The 16234-nt window shown below is 72.4% G+C and carries 12 protein-coding genes; 9 read left to right on the top strand and 3 right to left on the bottom strand.

Going from position 1 to position 16234, the window contains the following annotated elements:
- The first annotated feature begins 109 nt into the window (after positions 1-109).
- The 8 genes from metG to mycP all read left to right on the top strand — a co-directional run bounded on the left by metG (position 110) and on the right by mycP (position 11050).
- Complete coding sequence (gene metG / locus ACIBH3_RS02020) at positions 110-1729, top strand: methionine--tRNA ligase (protein ID WP_396309883.1); 1620 nt, start codon at positions 110-112, stop codon at positions 1727-1729.
- Positions 1729-2607, top strand: a complete 879-nt coding sequence (locus ACIBH3_RS02015; RefSeq protein WP_396309882.1) for a TatD family hydrolase — start codon at positions 1729-1731, stop codon at positions 2605-2607. The genes metG and ACIBH3_RS02015 overlap by 1 nt, the downstream gene beginning before the upstream one ends.
- Positions 2608-2839: 232 nt before the next feature.
- Entirely contained in the window at positions 2840-3727 is an 888-nt protein-coding gene (gene rsmA, locus ACIBH3_RS02010; RefSeq protein ID WP_396309881.1) for a 16S rRNA (adenine(1518)-N(6)/adenine(1519)-N(6))-dimethyltransferase RsmA, read from the top strand.
- Complete coding sequence (locus ACIBH3_RS02005; RefSeq protein ID WP_396309880.1) at positions 3724-4701, top strand: 4-(cytidine 5'-diphospho)-2-C-methyl-D-erythritol kinase; 978 nt, start codon at positions 3724-3726, stop codon at positions 4699-4701. The genes rsmA and ACIBH3_RS02005 overlap by 4 nt, the downstream gene beginning before the upstream one ends.
- A gap of 236 nt (positions 4702-4937) precedes the next feature.
- Entirely contained in the window at positions 4938-6731 is a 1794-nt protein-coding gene (locus ACIBH3_RS02000; protein ID WP_396309879.1) for an ABC-F family ATP-binding cassette domain-containing protein, read from the top strand.
- A gap of 351 nt (positions 6732-7082) precedes the next feature.
- The gene (locus ACIBH3_RS01995) at positions 7083-7685 is read left to right on the top strand and encodes a hypothetical protein (RefSeq protein WP_396309878.1); all 603 of its coding nucleotides are present in this window, start codon (positions 7083-7085) and stop codon (positions 7683-7685) included.
- Positions 7686-7734: 49 nt separating this feature from the next.
- Positions 7735-9456: a hypothetical protein gene (locus ACIBH3_RS01990; protein ID WP_396309877.1), complete on the top strand. Its 1722-nt coding sequence runs from the start codon at positions 7735-7737 to the stop codon at positions 9454-9456.
- A 169-nt stretch (positions 9457-9625) separates the two neighbouring features.
- Entirely contained in the window at positions 9626-11050 is a 1425-nt protein-coding gene (gene mycP, locus ACIBH3_RS01985) for a type VII secretion-associated serine protease mycosin (RefSeq protein ID WP_396309949.1), read from the top strand.
- A 66-nt stretch (positions 11051-11116) separates the two neighbouring features.
- Here the strand turns inward: mycP and ACIBH3_RS01980 are convergent, their stop codons facing one another.
- The 3 genes from ACIBH3_RS01980 to ACIBH3_RS01970 are packed head-to-tail and all read right to left on the bottom strand — an operon-like array spanning position 11117 to position 14046.
- On the bottom strand, positions 11117-11668 hold the full coding sequence (locus ACIBH3_RS01980) for a hypothetical protein (RefSeq protein ID WP_396309876.1): 552 nt from the start codon (positions 11666-11668) through the stop codon (positions 11117-11119).
- Positions 11665-13419, bottom strand: a complete 1755-nt coding sequence (locus tag ACIBH3_RS01975; RefSeq protein ID WP_396309875.1) for an alpha/beta hydrolase — start codon at positions 13417-13419, stop codon at positions 11665-11667. Before ACIBH3_RS01975 ends, ACIBH3_RS01980 begins: the two co-directional genes overlap by 4 nt.
- A gap of 3 nt (positions 13420-13422) precedes the next feature.
- On the bottom strand, positions 13423-14046 hold the full coding sequence (locus ACIBH3_RS01970; protein WP_396309874.1) for a WXG100 family type VII secretion target: 624 nt from the start codon (positions 14044-14046) through the stop codon (positions 13423-13425).
- A 302-nt stretch (positions 14047-14348) separates the two neighbouring features.
- Between ACIBH3_RS01970 and ACIBH3_RS01965 the strand changes: the two genes are divergently transcribed.
- A complete protein-coding gene (locus ACIBH3_RS01965; protein WP_396309873.1) occupies positions 14349-16217 on the top strand; it encodes an ATP-binding protein in 1869 nt (622 codons plus the stop codon).
- Positions 16218-16234 lie beyond the last annotated feature (17 nt).

Below are 16234 nucleotides of genomic sequence, written 5' to 3'. Positions count from 1 at the left end.
ACGGTCGCCGGGCCGGTGGGCCGCTGAGCCGCACGGTCGCCGGGCCGGTGGGCCGCCCCCGACGTGACCGGTCGAGGGCGGCCCCCGGGCCCGACTAAGCTTTCCGACCATGGCGGCCACTGCAGACCACAGCACCACCGGGGCCCAGACCCCCGCGTACTACGTTTCCACCCCGATCTACTACGTCAACGATCGCCCGCACCTCGGCCACGCGTACACCACCGTGGCGGGCGACGTCCTCACCCGCTGGCACCGCCAGCGCGGCGAGAAGGTGTGGTACCTGACCGGCACCGACGAGCACGGTCAGAAGATCATGCGCACCGCGGAGGCCAACGGCGTCTCCCCGCAGGAGTGGTGCGACAGGCTGGTCGAGGAGGCGTGGAAGCCGCTCTGGGAACACCTGGAGATCGCCAACGACGACTTCATCCGCACCACCCAGACGCGTCACACCGACCGGGTCCAGGAGTTCGTCCAGGACCTCTTCGACAAGGGCGAGATCTACAAGGGCGGCTACTCCGGCCCGTACTGCGTCGGCTGCGAGGAGTACAAGCTCCAGGCCGAACTGCTCGACGGCGCCACCGAGGGCGAGAAGCTCTGCCCGATCCACAAGAAGCCGGTCGAGTGGCTGGAGGAGGAGAACTACTTCTTCCGCCTCTCCGCCTACGGCCCGAAGCTGCTGGAGTTCTACGCCGCGAACCCCGGCTTCATCGCGCCCGAGTCCGCCCGCAACGAGGTGCTGCGCTTCGTCGAGCAGGGCCTGCAGGACCTCTCGATCTCCCGCTCCACCTTCAACTGGGGCGTGCCGCTGCCCTGGGACGAGAAGCACGTCCTCTACGTCTGGGTCGACGCGCTGCAGAACTACATCACCGCGGCCGGCTACGGCAGCGACCCGGAGCGCTTCGCCGAGCTGTGGCCCGCCTCGGTGCACCTGGTCGGCAAGGACATCCTGCGCTTCCACGCGGTGATCTGGCCCGCGATGCTGATGGCCGCGGGGCTGCCGCTGCCCAAGCGCGTTGTCGCCAACGGCTGGCTGATGGTCGGCGGCGAGAAGATGAGCAAGTCCAACCTGACCGGCATCGCGCCGCAGGACCTCACCTCGCACTTCGGCGTGGACGCCTACCGCTACTACTTCCTGCGTGCCATCCCGTTCGGCACCGACGGCTCGTTCTCCTGGGAGGACTTCTCCGCCCGGTACACCTCGGAGCTGGCCAACGACTTCGGCAACCTCGCCTCGCGCGTCGCCGCCATGGTCGGCAAGTACTTCGACGGTGCGCTGCCCGCCGCCACCGCCGCCGGCGCGGCCGAGCAGGCCGTCTCCGACGGTCTGACCGCCGCCGCCAAGGCCGCCGACCAGAAGATCGGCGAGGACCTGGACTTCGCCGGCGGCCTCGCCGCGATCTTCGAGTTCGTCAAGCAGGTCAACGGCTACATCAGCGACCAGGAGCCCTGGAAGGTCGCCAAGGACGACTCCGAGGAGGGCCGGGCGCGCCTGGCCACCATCCTCTACACCGCCGCCGAGTCGCTGCGCGCCACCGCCGTGCTGCTCAACCCGGTGATGCCGGCCACCGCCGAGAAGCTGTGGGCCTCGCTGGGCGCCCAGGCCTCGCTGGGTGCGCTCGCCGAGCAGCGCATCGACACCGTCGCCGACTGGGGCCGGCTGCCCGCCGGCGCCGTCATCACCAAGGGCGACATCCTGTTCCCCCGCCTGGAAGAGAAGCCCGCAGCCTGATGGCCAAGAAGGACGACGACCGGTCGACCCCGCCGCCCCCGCCCGCCCCGCTGGCGGTGGCGGTGGCCGACTCGCACACCCACCTGGACATGCAGTCCGGCACCCCGGCCGAGGGCCTCGCCAAGGCCGCGGCCGTCGGGGTCGACGCCGTCGTCCAGGTGGGCTGCGACGTGGCCGGCTCGCGCTGGGCGGCGGAACTCGCCGCCGAGTTCGAGCAGGTCCACGCGGCCGTCGCCCTGCACCCCAACGAGGCGCCCCGGATCCACCTCGGCGACCCGGACGGGTGGTCCGGTCAGCGGCGCCCGGCCGGCGGCGCCGCCGCGCTGGACGCGGCCCTGGCCGAGATCGACGCGCTCGCCGCCCTGCCGCAGGTCAAGGCCGTCGGTGAGACGGGCCTGGACTACTTCCGCACCGGGCCGGACGGCGTGGAGATCCAGCAGGAGTCGTTCCGTCGGCACATCGAGATCGCCAAGCGGCACGGCAAGACCCTGGTCATCCACGACCGGGACGCCCACGAGGACGTCATCCGCGTCCTGCTGGAGGAGGGCGCGCCCGAGCGCACCGTCTTCCACTGCTACTCCGGCGACGCCGAGATGGCCAAGGTCTGCGCCGAGCACGGCTGGTACCTCTCCTTCGCCGGGCCGGTCACGTTCAAGGCCAACCAGCCGCTGCGGGACGCCCTGGCCGCCACCCCGCTGGACCGCGTCCTGGTCGAGACCGACGCGCCCTTCCTCACCCCGCACCCCTACCGGGGCCGCCCCAACGCGCCGTACCTGATCCCGGTGACGGTCCGCTCGATGGCCGCCACCCTCGGACTGCACGAGGACGAGCTGGCCACCGCCATCGCGGCCAACACGGCACGGGCCTTCGGGTACTGACCCTCCGGCTCTCCGACCCCCGCTGCCCGACTGACCCCGGCCGGGCGCGTCGAGCGCGGGAGCGACGACCTCCCTCTCGTCCACGAGTTCCACCGGGACGAGGAGGAGGGCGGCTACCTTCCCCTCGCCCAGCACGCGGGCGTGCTGCGCACCGAGCTGCCGTACCCCGTCGAGATCGACCTCAAGCAGGTCGTCGAACTGTGAGCACCCGCCCCGCCCGTATCCTTGCGGGGTGAGCACCACCGACCCCACCTCCGACACGCACCTGCTCGGCGCCTCCGACATCAGGGAGCTGGCGGCCACCCTCGGGGTGAAGCCGACCAAGCAGCGCGGGCAGAACTTCGTCATCGACGGCAACACCGTGCGCCGGATCGTCCGGGCCGCCGAGGTGACGAGCGAGGATGCGGTGGTCGAGGTCGGCCCCGGGCTCGGCTCGCTGACCCTGGCGCTGCTGGACGTCGCCGCGCACGTCACCGCAGTCGAGATCGACCCGCTGCTCGCCCAGCACCTGCCGACCACCGTCGCCGCCCGGCTGCCCGCCCGCGTCGAGGACTTCGACCTGGTGCTCAGCGACGCCATGGAGGTCACCGAGCTCCCCGGACCGCCGCCCACCGCGCTGGTCGCCAACCTCCCGTACAACGTGGCCGTCCCCGTCCTGCTGCACATGCTGGCGACCTTCCCCAGCATCGAGCGGACCCTGGTGATGGTGCAGTCCGAGGTCGCCGACCGGCTCGCCGCCAAGCCCGGCAACAAGGTGTACGGCGTGCCCTCCGTCAAGGCCAACTGGTACGCCGAGGTCAAGCGCGCCGGCGCGATCGGCCGCAACGTGTTCTGGCCCGCACCCAACGTCGACTCCGGCCTGGTCTCGCTGATCCGCCGGGAGCCGCCGAAGACCACCGCGACCCGCGCCGAGGTCTTCAAGGTCGTCGACGCTGCCTTCGCCCAGCGCCGCAAGACCCTGCGCGCGGCCCTCGCCGGCTGGGCCGGCTCCCCGGCCGCCGCCGAGCAGGCGCTCGCCGCCGCCGGGATCGACCACAAGCTGCGCGGCGAGATGCTCACCGTCGAGCAGTTCGCGGCCATCGCCGAGCACAAGCCGAACCCGGAGCCGGAGCAGCAGTGAACACCGCGACCCCTGCCACCAGCGGGACCAGTGCCACCAGCGGCGCCGGCGTCACCGTCCGGGTGCCCGCCAAGGTCAACGTCCAGCTGGGCGTCGGCGGCCTGCGCGGCGACGGCTTCCACGACCTCGCCAACGTGTTCTTCGCGGTCGCCCTCGGCGACGAGGTCACCGCGACCGCCCGCCCGGCCGGCACCGGTGTGACCCTCGGCTGCACCGGCCAGGACGCCGCCCACGTACCGCTGGACGACAGCAACCTCGCCGCCCGCGCCGCCCGGCTGCTCGCCGCCCACCACGGCATCGGCGCCGACGTCCACCTGCAGATCGCCAAGGACATCCCGGTGGCCGGCGGCATGGCCGGCGGCAGCGCGGACGGCGCCGCCGCCCTGGTCGCCTGCGACGCGCTGTGGGACCTGGACACCCCCTTCGAGGTGCTGCTCGGCCTCGCCGCCGAACTCGGCTCCGACGTCCCCTTCGCCCTGCTCGGCGGCGTCGCCCTCGGCCGCGGCCGCGGCGAGATCCTCCAGGCGCTGCCCGTCACCGGCACCTTCCACTGGGTCTTCGCCGTCGCCGACGGCGGCCTCTCCACCCCCGCCGTCTTCCGCGAGTGCGACCGCCTGCGCGAGGAGGCCGGCACCGGCTCCGCCGACACCGAGGTCCCCACCCCCGACGCCGACCCGGCGCTGCTCGCCGCCCTCGCCGACGGCGACCCGGCCGCCCTCGCCGCGGCGCTCACCAACGACCTGCAGTCGGCCGCCCTGTCGCTGCGCCCGTCCCTGGCCGCCACCCTTCGGGCCGGCACGGACGCGGGCGCCATCGGGGCACTGGTCTCGGGCTCCGGCCCAACCTGCGCCTTCCTCACCAAGGACGCCGACTCCGCCGTCGCCGTCGCCGCCGCCCTCACCGCCTCCGGCACCTGCCGTGCGGCACGGGCGACGTACGGGCCCGTCGCGGGAGCGGGGGTCCTCGCGGGCTGAAGCGGGCGCCGAGCGGGTGCTGAGCGGGTGCTGAGGGGCGCTGAGCGGGCTCGGCGGGCTCGGCGGGTGTCCTCCGGGGGTGGGGCTCGTTCCGGCTGGTTCGGAGCACGGCACGGGGCCGCGTGGCGTGCCCGGGCAGCCGGGCGGACGGCCGGGAGGGCGGCGGGCCCGGCCCCACTACTCTTGGGAAGACCGGGGCATCCCCCGGCCCAGCCGATCCCAGGAGCGCAGCACACGTGGCCGTCAACCTCGCCACCATCGAGTCCGTCACGAAGGTCTACGGAACCCGGGCCCTTCTCGACGGGGTCAGCCTCGGCGTCAGCGAGGGGGACCGGATCGGCGTCGTCGGGCGCAACGGGGACGGCAAGACCACCCTGATCCGGATGCTCGCCAAGCTGGAGGACCCGGACGGCGGGCGGATCACGCACGCCGGCGGCGTCCAGATGGCCGTCCTCACCCAGCACGACTCGCTCGACCCCAAGGCCACCATCCGGCACGAGGTGATCGCCGACCGGGCCGACCACGAGTGGCTCGGCGACTCCCGGATCCGCGACATCATCGAGGGCCTCTTCGGCGGCCTCGACCTGCCCGGCTTCGACCAGGGCCTGGACACCGTCATCGGCCCGCTCTCCGGCGGCGAGCGCCGCCGGATCGCGCTGGCCAAGCTGCTGCTCGGCGAGCCCGACCTGATCGTGCTCGACGAGCCCACCAACCACCTCGACGTCGAGGGCATCGCCTGGCTCGCCAGGCACCTGCAGAACCGCCGCTCCGCGCTCGTCTGCGTCACCCACGACCGGTGGTTCCTCGACCAGGTCTGCACCCGGATGTGGGACGTCCAGCACGGCTCCGTCCACGAGTACGAGGGCGGCTACTCCGACTACGTCTTCGCCCGCGCCGAGCGCTCCCGGATCGAGGCGACCGAGGAGTCCAAGCGGCAGAACCTCGCCCGCAAGGAGCTGGCCTGGCTGCGCCGCGGCGCCCCCGCCCGCACCTCGAAGCCGCGCTACCGGATCGAGGCGGCCAACGCCCTGATCGCCGACGTCCCGGAGCCCCGTGACAAGAGCGAGCTGATGAAGTTCGCCAACGCGCGGCTGGGCAGGACCGTCTTCGAGCTGGAGAACGTCACCGTCAAGGCCGGCCCCAAGCTGCTGCTGGAGAACCTCACCTGGCAGCTCGGCCCCGGCGACCGGATCGGCCTGCTCGGCGTCAACGGCGCCGGCAAGACCTCGCTGCTGCGCGCCATGCGGGACGCGTACGCCTCGGAGGGGGACGTGCAGCCCGCGTCCGGCGTGGTCAAGGTCGGCAAGACCGTCCGCCTCGCCTACCTCTCCCAGGAGGTCGCCGAGCTGGACCCGGCCACCCGGGTGCTCCAGGCCGTCGAGCAGGTCCGCAGCCGGGTCGACCTCGGCAAGGGCCGGGAGATGAGCGCCGGCCAGCTGTGCGAGCAGTTCGGCTTCGGCAAGGACAAGCAGTGGACGCCCGTCGGCGACCTGTCCGGTGGCGAACGCCGCCGGCTCCAGCTGCTGCGCCTGCTGATGGACGAGCCCAACGTGCTGTTCCTCGACGAGCCCACCAACGACCTCGACATCGAGACCCTCAACCAGCTGGAGGACCTCCTCGACGGCTGGCCCGGCTCGATGGTCGTGATCAGTCACGACCGCTTCTTCATCGAGCGCACCACGGACACCGTGCACGCGCTGCTCGGCGACAAGCGGCTGCGGATGCTGCCGGGCGGCGTGGACGAGTACCTGGAGCGCCGGGCGAGGATCGCCGCCGAGGCCGCCCCCGCCGCGCCGGCGGCGGCCGCGGCCAGGCCGGCCGGTGACACCCGGGCGGCGAAGAAGGAACTGCAGAAGCTGGAGCGGCAGATCGCCAAGCTGGACCAGCAGGAGGCCAAGCTGCACGCCCAACTCGCCGAGCATGCCGCGGACTTCTCCAAGGTCGCGGAGCTGGACGGGCAGCTGCGGGCCGTGCGGGAGGAGAAGGAGGAGCTCGAGCTGAGCTGGATGGAGCTGGCCGAGCAGATCTGACGCGGGGCGGTAGGGGCCCGGGGCTGTTCGCTCCGGGCCCCGGGGGTTGCGGGTGGGGGCGGGGGACGTCCTGCGAGGGGGACCCGCTGGTCCTGGGCCCGCCGGTGCGTGTCCGGCTGACGGTGCGTCGGGCGGGGCCGGTCCTGTTCGTGACAAGTTCGTACCGATCGCGGTCCTGTGGGCCATGGCCCCTGCCGGTCCGACGGCGGGGGTGACTACGATGGCGGTGGCGCGTGCTGTCCCGGATCCCGGGAACGCGCCGAGCAGGGCGCACGACTTCGTAGTTGATGGTGTGTTGCGGCGCGGCAGCCGGGGGTTGGCGCGCACGCGGGGGAGAGGTGGATTGCTGTGGTGAGCGTTGCTGCAGACGGTGGTGGCGGCACGCCTCCGTCGGCGTCGTCCGACCCGATCGGTTGGGCTGTCGCCGGCATGGGTGCCGCGAGCCTGGCGTCGGCGGGCGTTGCCGCCGCGGCCGGCGCGGCCAGTCTGGTCGCCGCCTACGGGGCGAAGACCGTCCAGGTCGAGTTGGACACGCTGATCGGCTTCAAGAAGAAGATCGACGGACTGCTGCACGATCTGGAGGCCTCGCCCGCTGCGCAGGCCAAGATCTCGGAACAGCAGCTGAGCGACGGGAACCTCGGTTCGGGGTTCTCCGAGTCGGCCGATCTGATGGCCGCGTACAACAGGACGCACGGCAACCTGGACCAGCTCGCCAAGGCGCTCGCGACCCAGATCGAGGCGATGGGCAGCGCCATCGCCGCCGCCGCGGCCAACTACGGCGGCACCGAGGACGCGCAGACGAGCAACATCAAGGGCGTCGACGGCAAGGTGGTCGGGTACAGCGGGCCCGTGCCGAACGTCCCCGCGGTGGCGGGCCAGTCGGCGGGCGCGGCGGGTGCGGCGGCGGCGCCGCCGTCGACGACCGTCGACGCCGGCGGGGCCGGAGCGTACTGATGGCCGGTCACTTCACTGGCGGTCGGTTCACTTACACGGGGAGCATGTGATGGGCGGAACGAACTTCGAGGGCATCGAGCACGCCAATCTCAAGGCCATGGTCGAGCACGCGGACCCGGGGCGCGTGATGAGCCGCGGTACGCAGCTCAGCCACGCCGGCGTCGTGCTCGAAGAGATCAGCCAGGCGCTGCAGGCGTTCATCGGCCACCTCTCCTGGGAGGGCGAGGCGGCCGAGAGCTTCAAGCAGTGGGCGGCGCTGGTCCACAAGAGCACGGGCGAGACCGGTCAGTACTCGAAGGTCGCCGGCGAGTGCATGGTGGAGGCGGGCGAGGCCCTCAGCGGTGCCAGGAGCGGCATCCCCGAGGTCCCCAAGACCGACATCGCGGCGGTCGACAAGCACAAGAACCAGCCGTCGGCCGTCACGTTCCTGGGCAAGGTCGCCGGTGCGACGCTGCTCGACAACCCGGCGCTGGGGGCCTTCGGCGCGGACCACGCGGCGCGTGCGTTCGACTCCGGCTGGGTGACGGAGGGCGAGGCGAAGGCGGCCCAGGCGCGGGTCGAGAAGGCGCACCAGGAAGCCATCCACGAGATGGAGAAGCTGGGGCAGGCGTACCAGTCGGCCACGTCGCGACTGAACGCGCTCGAGGTGCCGGTGATCAGCCCGACGCCGGGCAGCGGCGGAGTCGGTGGATCGGAAGAGGTTCCGATCACCCCCAGCCCTGGTCCTGGCCCCGGCGCGGGTGGCAGCTCCGGTGGCCGTGGTAGTGGCGGCGGCGGCGGAGGTGGCGGCGGCTACATCCCCGGCGGCCGCGGTGGCGGCGGTGGCGGCGGGGGTGGTGGCGGCGGGTCGATTCCGGGGCACCCCACGCCCGGGCAACCCCTGCCGCCCGGCGGCGGCCTGCCCGGCGGGCGGGTGGACCCGTCCAAGCCCGTTCCCACGCCGGGTCCGCAGCCCGTCCCCGCACATCCCTCCTACGACGACGAGTTCGGCCAGCACCCGACTCCGCGTCCGACTCCCCTGCCGGGGACGGACATCAACAGCCTTCCTCCGGCGGCGACCTCACCGACCTACCCCGGTGGGACGGTGCCGGGCGGCACCCTGCCCGGTGGCGGCGGTCCCGGATTCCCCGGCGGGAGCCTGCCCGGTGGCGGGCCCGGCACCGGGGGCGGCAGCCTGCCCGGAGGCGGTCTGCCCGGAGGCGGCTTCATCCCGGGTAAGGGCGGAGGCGGCGGCTACGGCGGCGGCAGCCTGCCCGGCAAGGGCGGCTCCGGGACGATCGGCGCCGGCGGCATCCCCGGGCGTTCCGGGTCCTCGGGCGGTGGCGTCATCGGTGGTGGTGGCGGTGCGTTCGGCGCCAAGGACGGCCAGGCCGGTCGCGCCGGCGCGACCGCCGGCGGCATGGGCGCCGGTGGCATGCACGGTGGCGGCATGGGTGGTGGCGGAGGTGCCGGTGGCGGCAGCTCGCGCGGCCGTGGCCTGACGTCCACGGCCGGTGGCACGATCGGCGGCAGCAAGGGGCCGCGCCCCGGTGGCGAGTTCACCCCCGGCGGCAGTGGCCTGCGCAACCGGGCCGGTGCGGCCGGCGGCGGTGCGGGCGGCGCGGCTGCCGGCGGTGGCCGCAGCGGCCAGGGCCAGGGCGGCATGATGGGCGGCATGGGCGGAGCCGGCAAGAGCGAGCGCGAGCGTCGCAACCGTGCCGACTACCTGCACGAGGACGAGGAGACCTGGACCGACGGCACGCCGCAGAGCAATCCGGGCGTGATTGAGTAAGGGCCAGACCAACTGCCCGGCCACCAGGGCGACACCTGGTGGCCGGGCAGACCTGTCCGGGGGCGAAGTCCTCGGTCGACGGGGAGCGACGAGGGAGCTTGTGATGCTGCGGACGGGCGTGGGAGCGCGAGGGCGGCGTTTCGCCGCAGGATTGCTGGCGGCAGGTGTGGTGTTGGGACTGGCCGCACCGTCGGCCATGGCGGCCGACTCGATCCGGGACCAGCAGTGGCATCTGGACGCCATGAAGGCACCGGAGATGTGGCAGACCACCAAGGGTGCGGGCATCACCGTCGCGGTGATCGACAGCGGATTCAAGCTGGATCACCCGGACCTTGTCGGCCAGTTTCTGCCGGGTAAGGACTTCAGCGGGTTGCCGGGCGGAGTCGGGGCCTACAAGGAGAGTCACGGCACAGAGATGGTGGGTCTCATCGCTGCCACCGGGAAGGGCCTGGGTGGAAAGGGGGCCTACGGCCTTGCGCCTGCTGCCAGAATCCTTCCCATCAAGATCAAGAACGATGACAACTCGACTGGCGTTACCGCCTCGGAGTTCTTCAAGCAGATCGGCCAGGCCATTACCTATGCAGCCGATCAAGGCGCCAAGATCATCAGCATCTCGCAGGCCTCTGCCGGAGCCGGAGCCTCTACCGCCGACTTCAACGCTCTGAAGTCCGCCGTGTCGTATGCCACTTCGAAGGGCTCCCTTGTGGTGGCAGGGGTCGGGAACTCCGCTGCGCAGGGGAACCCGGTTGAGTACCCGGCTGCTCTGCCCGGAGTCGTCGGAGTCGGTGCAACCGACCGGGCGGGCGCGGTCACCTCCGAGTCGGAGCGTGGCCGCCAGGTCGACCTTGCCGCGCCGGGCATGGACATGTTCAACGCGTGCACGGCCGCGTCGGGCTACTGCAAGGGCCACGGGACCTCCGACGCCACCGCGCTGGTATCCGGCTCCGCCGCGCTGCTCTGGTCCGTCCACCCGGAGTGGACTGCGAACCAGATCCTGCGCGTCCTGATCAACACCGCCGGCAAGCCGCAGAACGGTGCAAGCCGCACCGACCAGATCGGCTACGGCATCGTCCGCCCCCGCGTCGCGCTCGCCACGCCGGGTGACCCGGGGCCGGCCAACGTCAGCCAGCTCGACAGTGAGCCGGATCCCTCCGAGCCCGCGCCCGGCAGCAGCGCGCCCGCCACCGACCCGGGCCAGGCGACCACCGCGCCCGCGTCCCCGGCGGCGTCCGAGCCCGGTGCGGCGCCCAGCGGGACGCCGGGGGAGGGCAGCGAGCCGGTCGACGTCCCGGGGACCAAGACGGTCGCCGCCGACGCCAACTCCGACTCCGGCTCCGGCAACCTGCCGCTGATCATCGGCGGCGGCGTGGTGGGTGTACTCCTCGTCGGCGGAGTCGTGTTCGCGCTGCTCCGCAGGCGCTCGGCCGCCACAGCGGCCTCACCCGAGCCGGTGGCGGCTCCCGCAGCCCCTGCAGCCCCGCAGTCCTCGTACGGTCAGCAGCTCCCGCCGCAGGGCGGCCCCGGCACCCCGCCGCCGCCTCCGGTCTACGAGCCGCCGGCGACCCCGCCCGGCGACAACCCGTACGCCCAGTAGCAGAACAGAAGGGCGGGCAGCGGCCGATGTGGCCACTGCCCGCCCTTTGTGGTGCAAGTGGCCTCGTCAGTGGGACCAGTACGGGTCGGTGACCGTCCCCCGGGACATGACCGCCTGTTCGACCACAGGGGTGGCAGGGTCGAAGACCGTGGAGTTGTGCGGGTCAGCGGCGGGGCCGTACTCGACCCGGACGCCGAAGCCGTCCTGGTGGTTCTCCAGGTTGAAGTAGATCCTGCCCTGCGTGACTGTCAGGCTCCTGGCGGTCCGTTCAGGGCGGTAGTCCTTCTCCCTCAATCGCTTCTCTACCGCACTGAACAGCTCTTCCGCCTTCGAAGGGCCGACGATCGTCTTGAGGTGACGTGCGGTGTAAACCGTCACGGTGCCCGGTTCCTTGCCGGTGAGGTCGTCCTTGTCCTCGGCCATGCTGTACGGGTCCGAAGCCCACTCCAGCTTCGGGTTCACGGCTCCGACCGTGTAGTCCATCAGCGCATCCAGCTCCTGCCGTGCGTCGAACACCGAGACCGTCGTCGGGCTGGAGAGCGTGGAGCATCCGGTCAACAGGCCTGTGGCGAGAAGCAGAGCCACGGCCGGGAGGAACCGCCGAAAGCGCTTGGTCATCGCTTCTCCTCCCGCTTGACTGAGCCCAGGTCGCCGACCACGATGGCGCCGATGTTGTCGAGGGACTGGTCTCTGAAGTAGAGCGAATGAGTGCCGGCGAAGTCGGCCGGGTTGTTCGGGTTGAAGTCGTCCACGGTGAATCGCTGTCCTCCGAATGCCTCGCTGGCAGGGTCCTTGCCGAACCAACGGTCGTCGCTACCGGAAATGATGTGTCCTCCCACGCCTCCGAGTGCGCTGCCCCCGAGCGTGCCCCACGGACCCACGACCGACCCGATCGTCATTCCGGTGAGGCTTCCGCCAGCCACGTCGGCGGGGGACGGTAGTTGGGTCACGGGGTCGACCATGCCGGAGCCGACCCAGACGTGGTCGGCTCCGACGCTGAGCTTCGAAGCGTTGTCGGCCCCGACTCCCGGGCTCCCGACCAGGACGACATCGTTCGCGGCGAGCCCTCCGGGCAGTTGGGCCGCCAGCCCGACAACGGTGGAGCCGTAGCTGTGCCCCACCGAAGCGACATGGGCCGGATCGCCTTGGTGGGTGGCTTGCAGGCCTTGCATGAACTTCTGGTACGAAACGGCGCCGACCCCTGCCCTGCCTCCGTCCGCCGCGTCGGGAATCTCGGGCGGAGCGTCGTAGCCGAGCCACACCATCGAGGCTGTGGACTGCTTGCCGTTGAGCCCCCTTGCGCTTTCCCAGATACGCTCTGCTCGGTCTGCGTCGGAGCCGCCGACCCCCTTCAGCGTCGTGCTGGTGCCAGGAACGTACGACGCCACGTTCTGTGCGGTATCGGGGTTCCCGTAGGAGAGGATCGCTCGGCCCTGGCCCTGATCGCCGATGCCGATCAGGTACGGCTTCGGCTTGTCCCGCTGGGCTGCGTTCCTCTCACCCTCGTCGATCTTCGCCTTGATCGCTTCGAAGCCTTCCAGCTTTGCTTTCTGCTCGGCGGACGGTGGATTCAGCTTCCGGTACTGGTCGATAAGGGTGCTCAGGTTCTTCCGGTTGGCCTGGTCGCGGACATCCGCGGGGATACCGTCGCGGTTGCCGATGCGCTCCGGGTGCGCCTCGATGAGGCGATTCTGCTCCTCAGGGGTGAGGCCCTTCCACCAGGAATTGACCTCGGTGGGCGAGGCGTCCGGTTTGGGGAACATGGCGTCGATGGGGTCGGAGCCGCCGAAGGAGGCGATCGTCACGGCCTGCTGCGAGGTGGCGCCGGCGAGGTCGAGACCGGACTTTGTGCGGGCCTTGGCGGTGTAGTTTCGGAGGCGTTCGGCGGTGGTGCGGTCCGCTTGGGCCGCGTTGCCCAAGGCCTTGGCGATGCGGTCGCTGATGAGTTCGGCCTGGTGCTTCTTCGCTCTGTCGAGCTCTTTGAGCCCGTCGCCGTTCTGGACTTCCTTGGATGGGCCCCAGGAGATCTGGCCATCGTCGTGGACAACAAGGTCGTGTGTCTTGGCGTCGGCCAGAGCCTGTTGCAGTTGGGACTGGGCCAGCAGGAAGGCCTCGGCCCCCTGGCGCAGGACGCGGCTGATGTAGGTGAGTTCGATGCCCGCGGCGTGGAGCTTCTTGTCCGTTTCGCGGATCGAGAAGTTGGCGCTGTCGGCGGCGTCACCGGTCCAGCCGCAGTTCTTGACCCGGTTGGCGGTGCCGCTCCGCCAGTCCGCCAGATGGGTCGTGAACGCATTGTCTAGTTGGTCGTAGGCGTCCGCAGCGCCGTGGAGATCGCTGGGCTTGGCGTCGCGCAGGGTTGGAATGTCCATGGGTCAGAGCCCCACCGGGTTGGGGCCCTCGCTGTGGATCACCTGGGCCATGCGGTCCCTGCCCTCAGGGGACGGGCGGTCGAACTGGTGAGTCCGGAAGGGAATCTGCCCGGGCAGGCGAGTGAGGAACGGATCGCCGGAGTCGGCGGGCGTGGGCCTTGTGCTCACCGGACCGGTGATGAAGGCAGGTCGTTCCTGGAACGCGGGTCCGGTGGTGTAGTGACCATCGACTCCCGCGACTGCTGCTCGCGTGGCGGTGTCGGCGATCGCCGCTGTGTTGAGCCGGGCGTTCATGACGCCGGCGTTGCCCGGTCCTGCGACGGGTGGGTTCATCGCCCTGGCGACGTTGGCGTCACCTTCCCGGTAGGTCCGGGCGTTCTCGGTGAGATTGGCGGCGGTCTGATCAATCTCCTTGGCGAACTCGTCGAGCATCTGCCGCCATGCGTCGGTGCAGTCGTTGAGCGCCGCCCCGGTCTGCCAGCCACGCAGGCTGCCCTCGGCCTGGTCACTGGCGATGAGGACCACCTTCGTCTCACCTGGGACTGCGGACGCTACCTGGTGACCGTTCTTGCCGGCCGCGTCCAACTCGTCGGGATCGACCTTGTATCCGGAGCCCGATGGGGCCACAGTCGTCCTCCTCGTCTCGCCGTCGTCCTGTGGGATACCGCCCGTTTGTGTGCGGCCGACCAAAGCTAGCGGCCACTTCGGGTGGCCCGCATGAGTTCGGATACTCAACATGCCCGCGCAGGGGGATGCGGCCCCGCTGCCGGATGGGGGGCGTTGCTGGCACTACGCTGAGCGGCAGACAGGTCACCTCCGGGTGGGCCGTGGGGGGTTGCCGGTTGTGCGGGGGCAGGGCACGGGGTGTGGTCGCCGTGCGGGTGTCCCGTGCCGCGATGACCTCCATCGCGACGAGGGAGAGAGTGGGAATGACCGCCCCGAGCACCGTCGGCCACCAGCCGCACCCGAACCGGCACCCACAGGCTGACCAGGGCGGCCGCGCCGCCGCCCTGGGGGAGTTGAGCGCCTGGCAGCTCGGTGGGCCGGGGGCGCCCAGGGTGCTGCTGGTGACGGGCGGCCCGGGTAGTGGGCGGACCCGGTTGATCACGGACTTCCTCGGCGGCGGGACGAGCCGCCCGCTGGTGGTCGGCGGTGCCGGGCTCACCTCGGCGCAGTTGCTCGGGCGGGTCGCGGACGGGCTCGTCCCCGGGGCGGGTGCCACCGCCGAGGTGTACGAGCGGCTCGCCGGGCTGGACGAGGACGCGCCGGTCGCCGTCGTGGTGCTGGACGTGGACCGCGTCGGGGTGCTGCGGGAGTTCGACGAGGCGGCCAAGGCGACCCGGTCGGTGCTCAGCCCGCTCGCCCAGTCACCGGGGGTACGGCTGCTCGCCGACCTGCCTCGCCCGCAGGCCGACTGGCTCGCCGATCAGCTGCCGCCGGGCCAGGTCGCGGTGCTCGACCTGGACGAGGAGCGGTGGGCGGACCGCGGAGCCCTGACGGCGCAGGCTCAGGCCGAGCTCGGGGACCGGACCCGGGCGGGCCTGGCCGCCGCGCTGGCGAGAACGGCGCGCAGCCCGCTGGTGGTGCGTCTCGCCGCCCGGTCGTTGCGCAGCGTCCCGCCGGACCACGACGATCCGCAGTCCGCCCGGCCGGCCACCCCGCAGGAGCTGCCCGCGAGTGTCGCCGACGCCATCGCGCTGCACGCCGCCCGCTGCGGCGCCGACGAACTGACGCTGCGCAGGCTGCTCGTCCCGCTCGCGCTGGCGGGTGAGGGCGCGGCGCTCCCGCGTTCGCTCTGGGTACGGCTGGCGTCCGCCGTGGCGGGGCGGGATCTCTCCGTGGCGCTGCTGGACGGGCACGCGCTGGTGGCGCCGTTCGTGGTGCCGGTCGGGGCGGGCACCCGGGGCGGCGCGGCGGACGGCGGGCCGAGCAGCAGCCACAGCGGCGGCCAGGACGGCGGGGAGCCCGCAGTCAGGCTGCTGCACCCGGCCGTCGGGGCCGAGGTACGCGAGGGGCTCGGCACCGCCGTGCGGGAGGCCCAGCGGAGGATCACCCGGGCTCTGCTGGACGCCGTGCCCGGCGGCGGGCCGCAGCGGTGGGCGGCGCTCGACCCCGCCGTCCGGGAGCTGCTGACCGGGCACGCCCTGGCCGCCGGGCAGCTGCCCGAGCTGCTGGCCGACCCCGGCTTCCTGCTGCACTCCCCGCAGGTGGTGCTGCGCGCCGCCGTGGAATGCCTGGTGAGCCGGCGGGTGGAGGTGCCGCCGCAGGCCCGAACCTGGCTGCGGCTCGCCCCGCTGCTGATCGGCGCGGAGGCCGGCCCGGCGGTGCGGGCCGGGCTGCTGGAGCACGCCTGGCACCGGGAGGGTCTGCCGGAGCTCGACCTCGGCCCCTGCCTGCCGTGGCGCACGCTCTGGTGGCAGTCGCTGCCGGAGGTCACCGCGGTGGGCGCCGCGTACGCGCCGGACGGCTCGCCCGCGGTGCTGGTCGCGTTGCCGGCGGTGGAGGGCACCGAGCTGGCCGGGTACGACGCGGTGAGCGGGGCGCCGCTGCCGTTCCCGGAGCGGCTGGCCGCGCCGAGCGAGGGCGCGCGGGCCGACGCCCGGTACGCGCTCACCGCGGCGCAGCCGGGTACGGGTGGCTCGGGCGCCGCCGAGCTGCGGATCTGGGCGCGTACGGGTGACCGGCCGGTGGCGGTGTTCCTCTCGGCCGGTCCGCTCGCGGGGGCGGATGTCACGCCGGACGGCATCCTGTTGCTGGCCGACGCCGAGGGCGTCGGCGCGCTGCGGATCACCGCGTAGGTCGGTCGCGGGGGTCG

The organism is Kitasatospora sp. NPDC050543, from assembly GCF_044457565.1.
In the GTDB taxonomy this organism is placed as follows: domain Bacteria; phylum Actinomycetota; class Actinomycetes; order Streptomycetales; family Streptomycetaceae; genus Kitasatospora.
The sequence above is the reverse complement of the archived record's forward strand: the minus strand, read 5'-3'. Positions and strand labels throughout refer to the sequence as shown.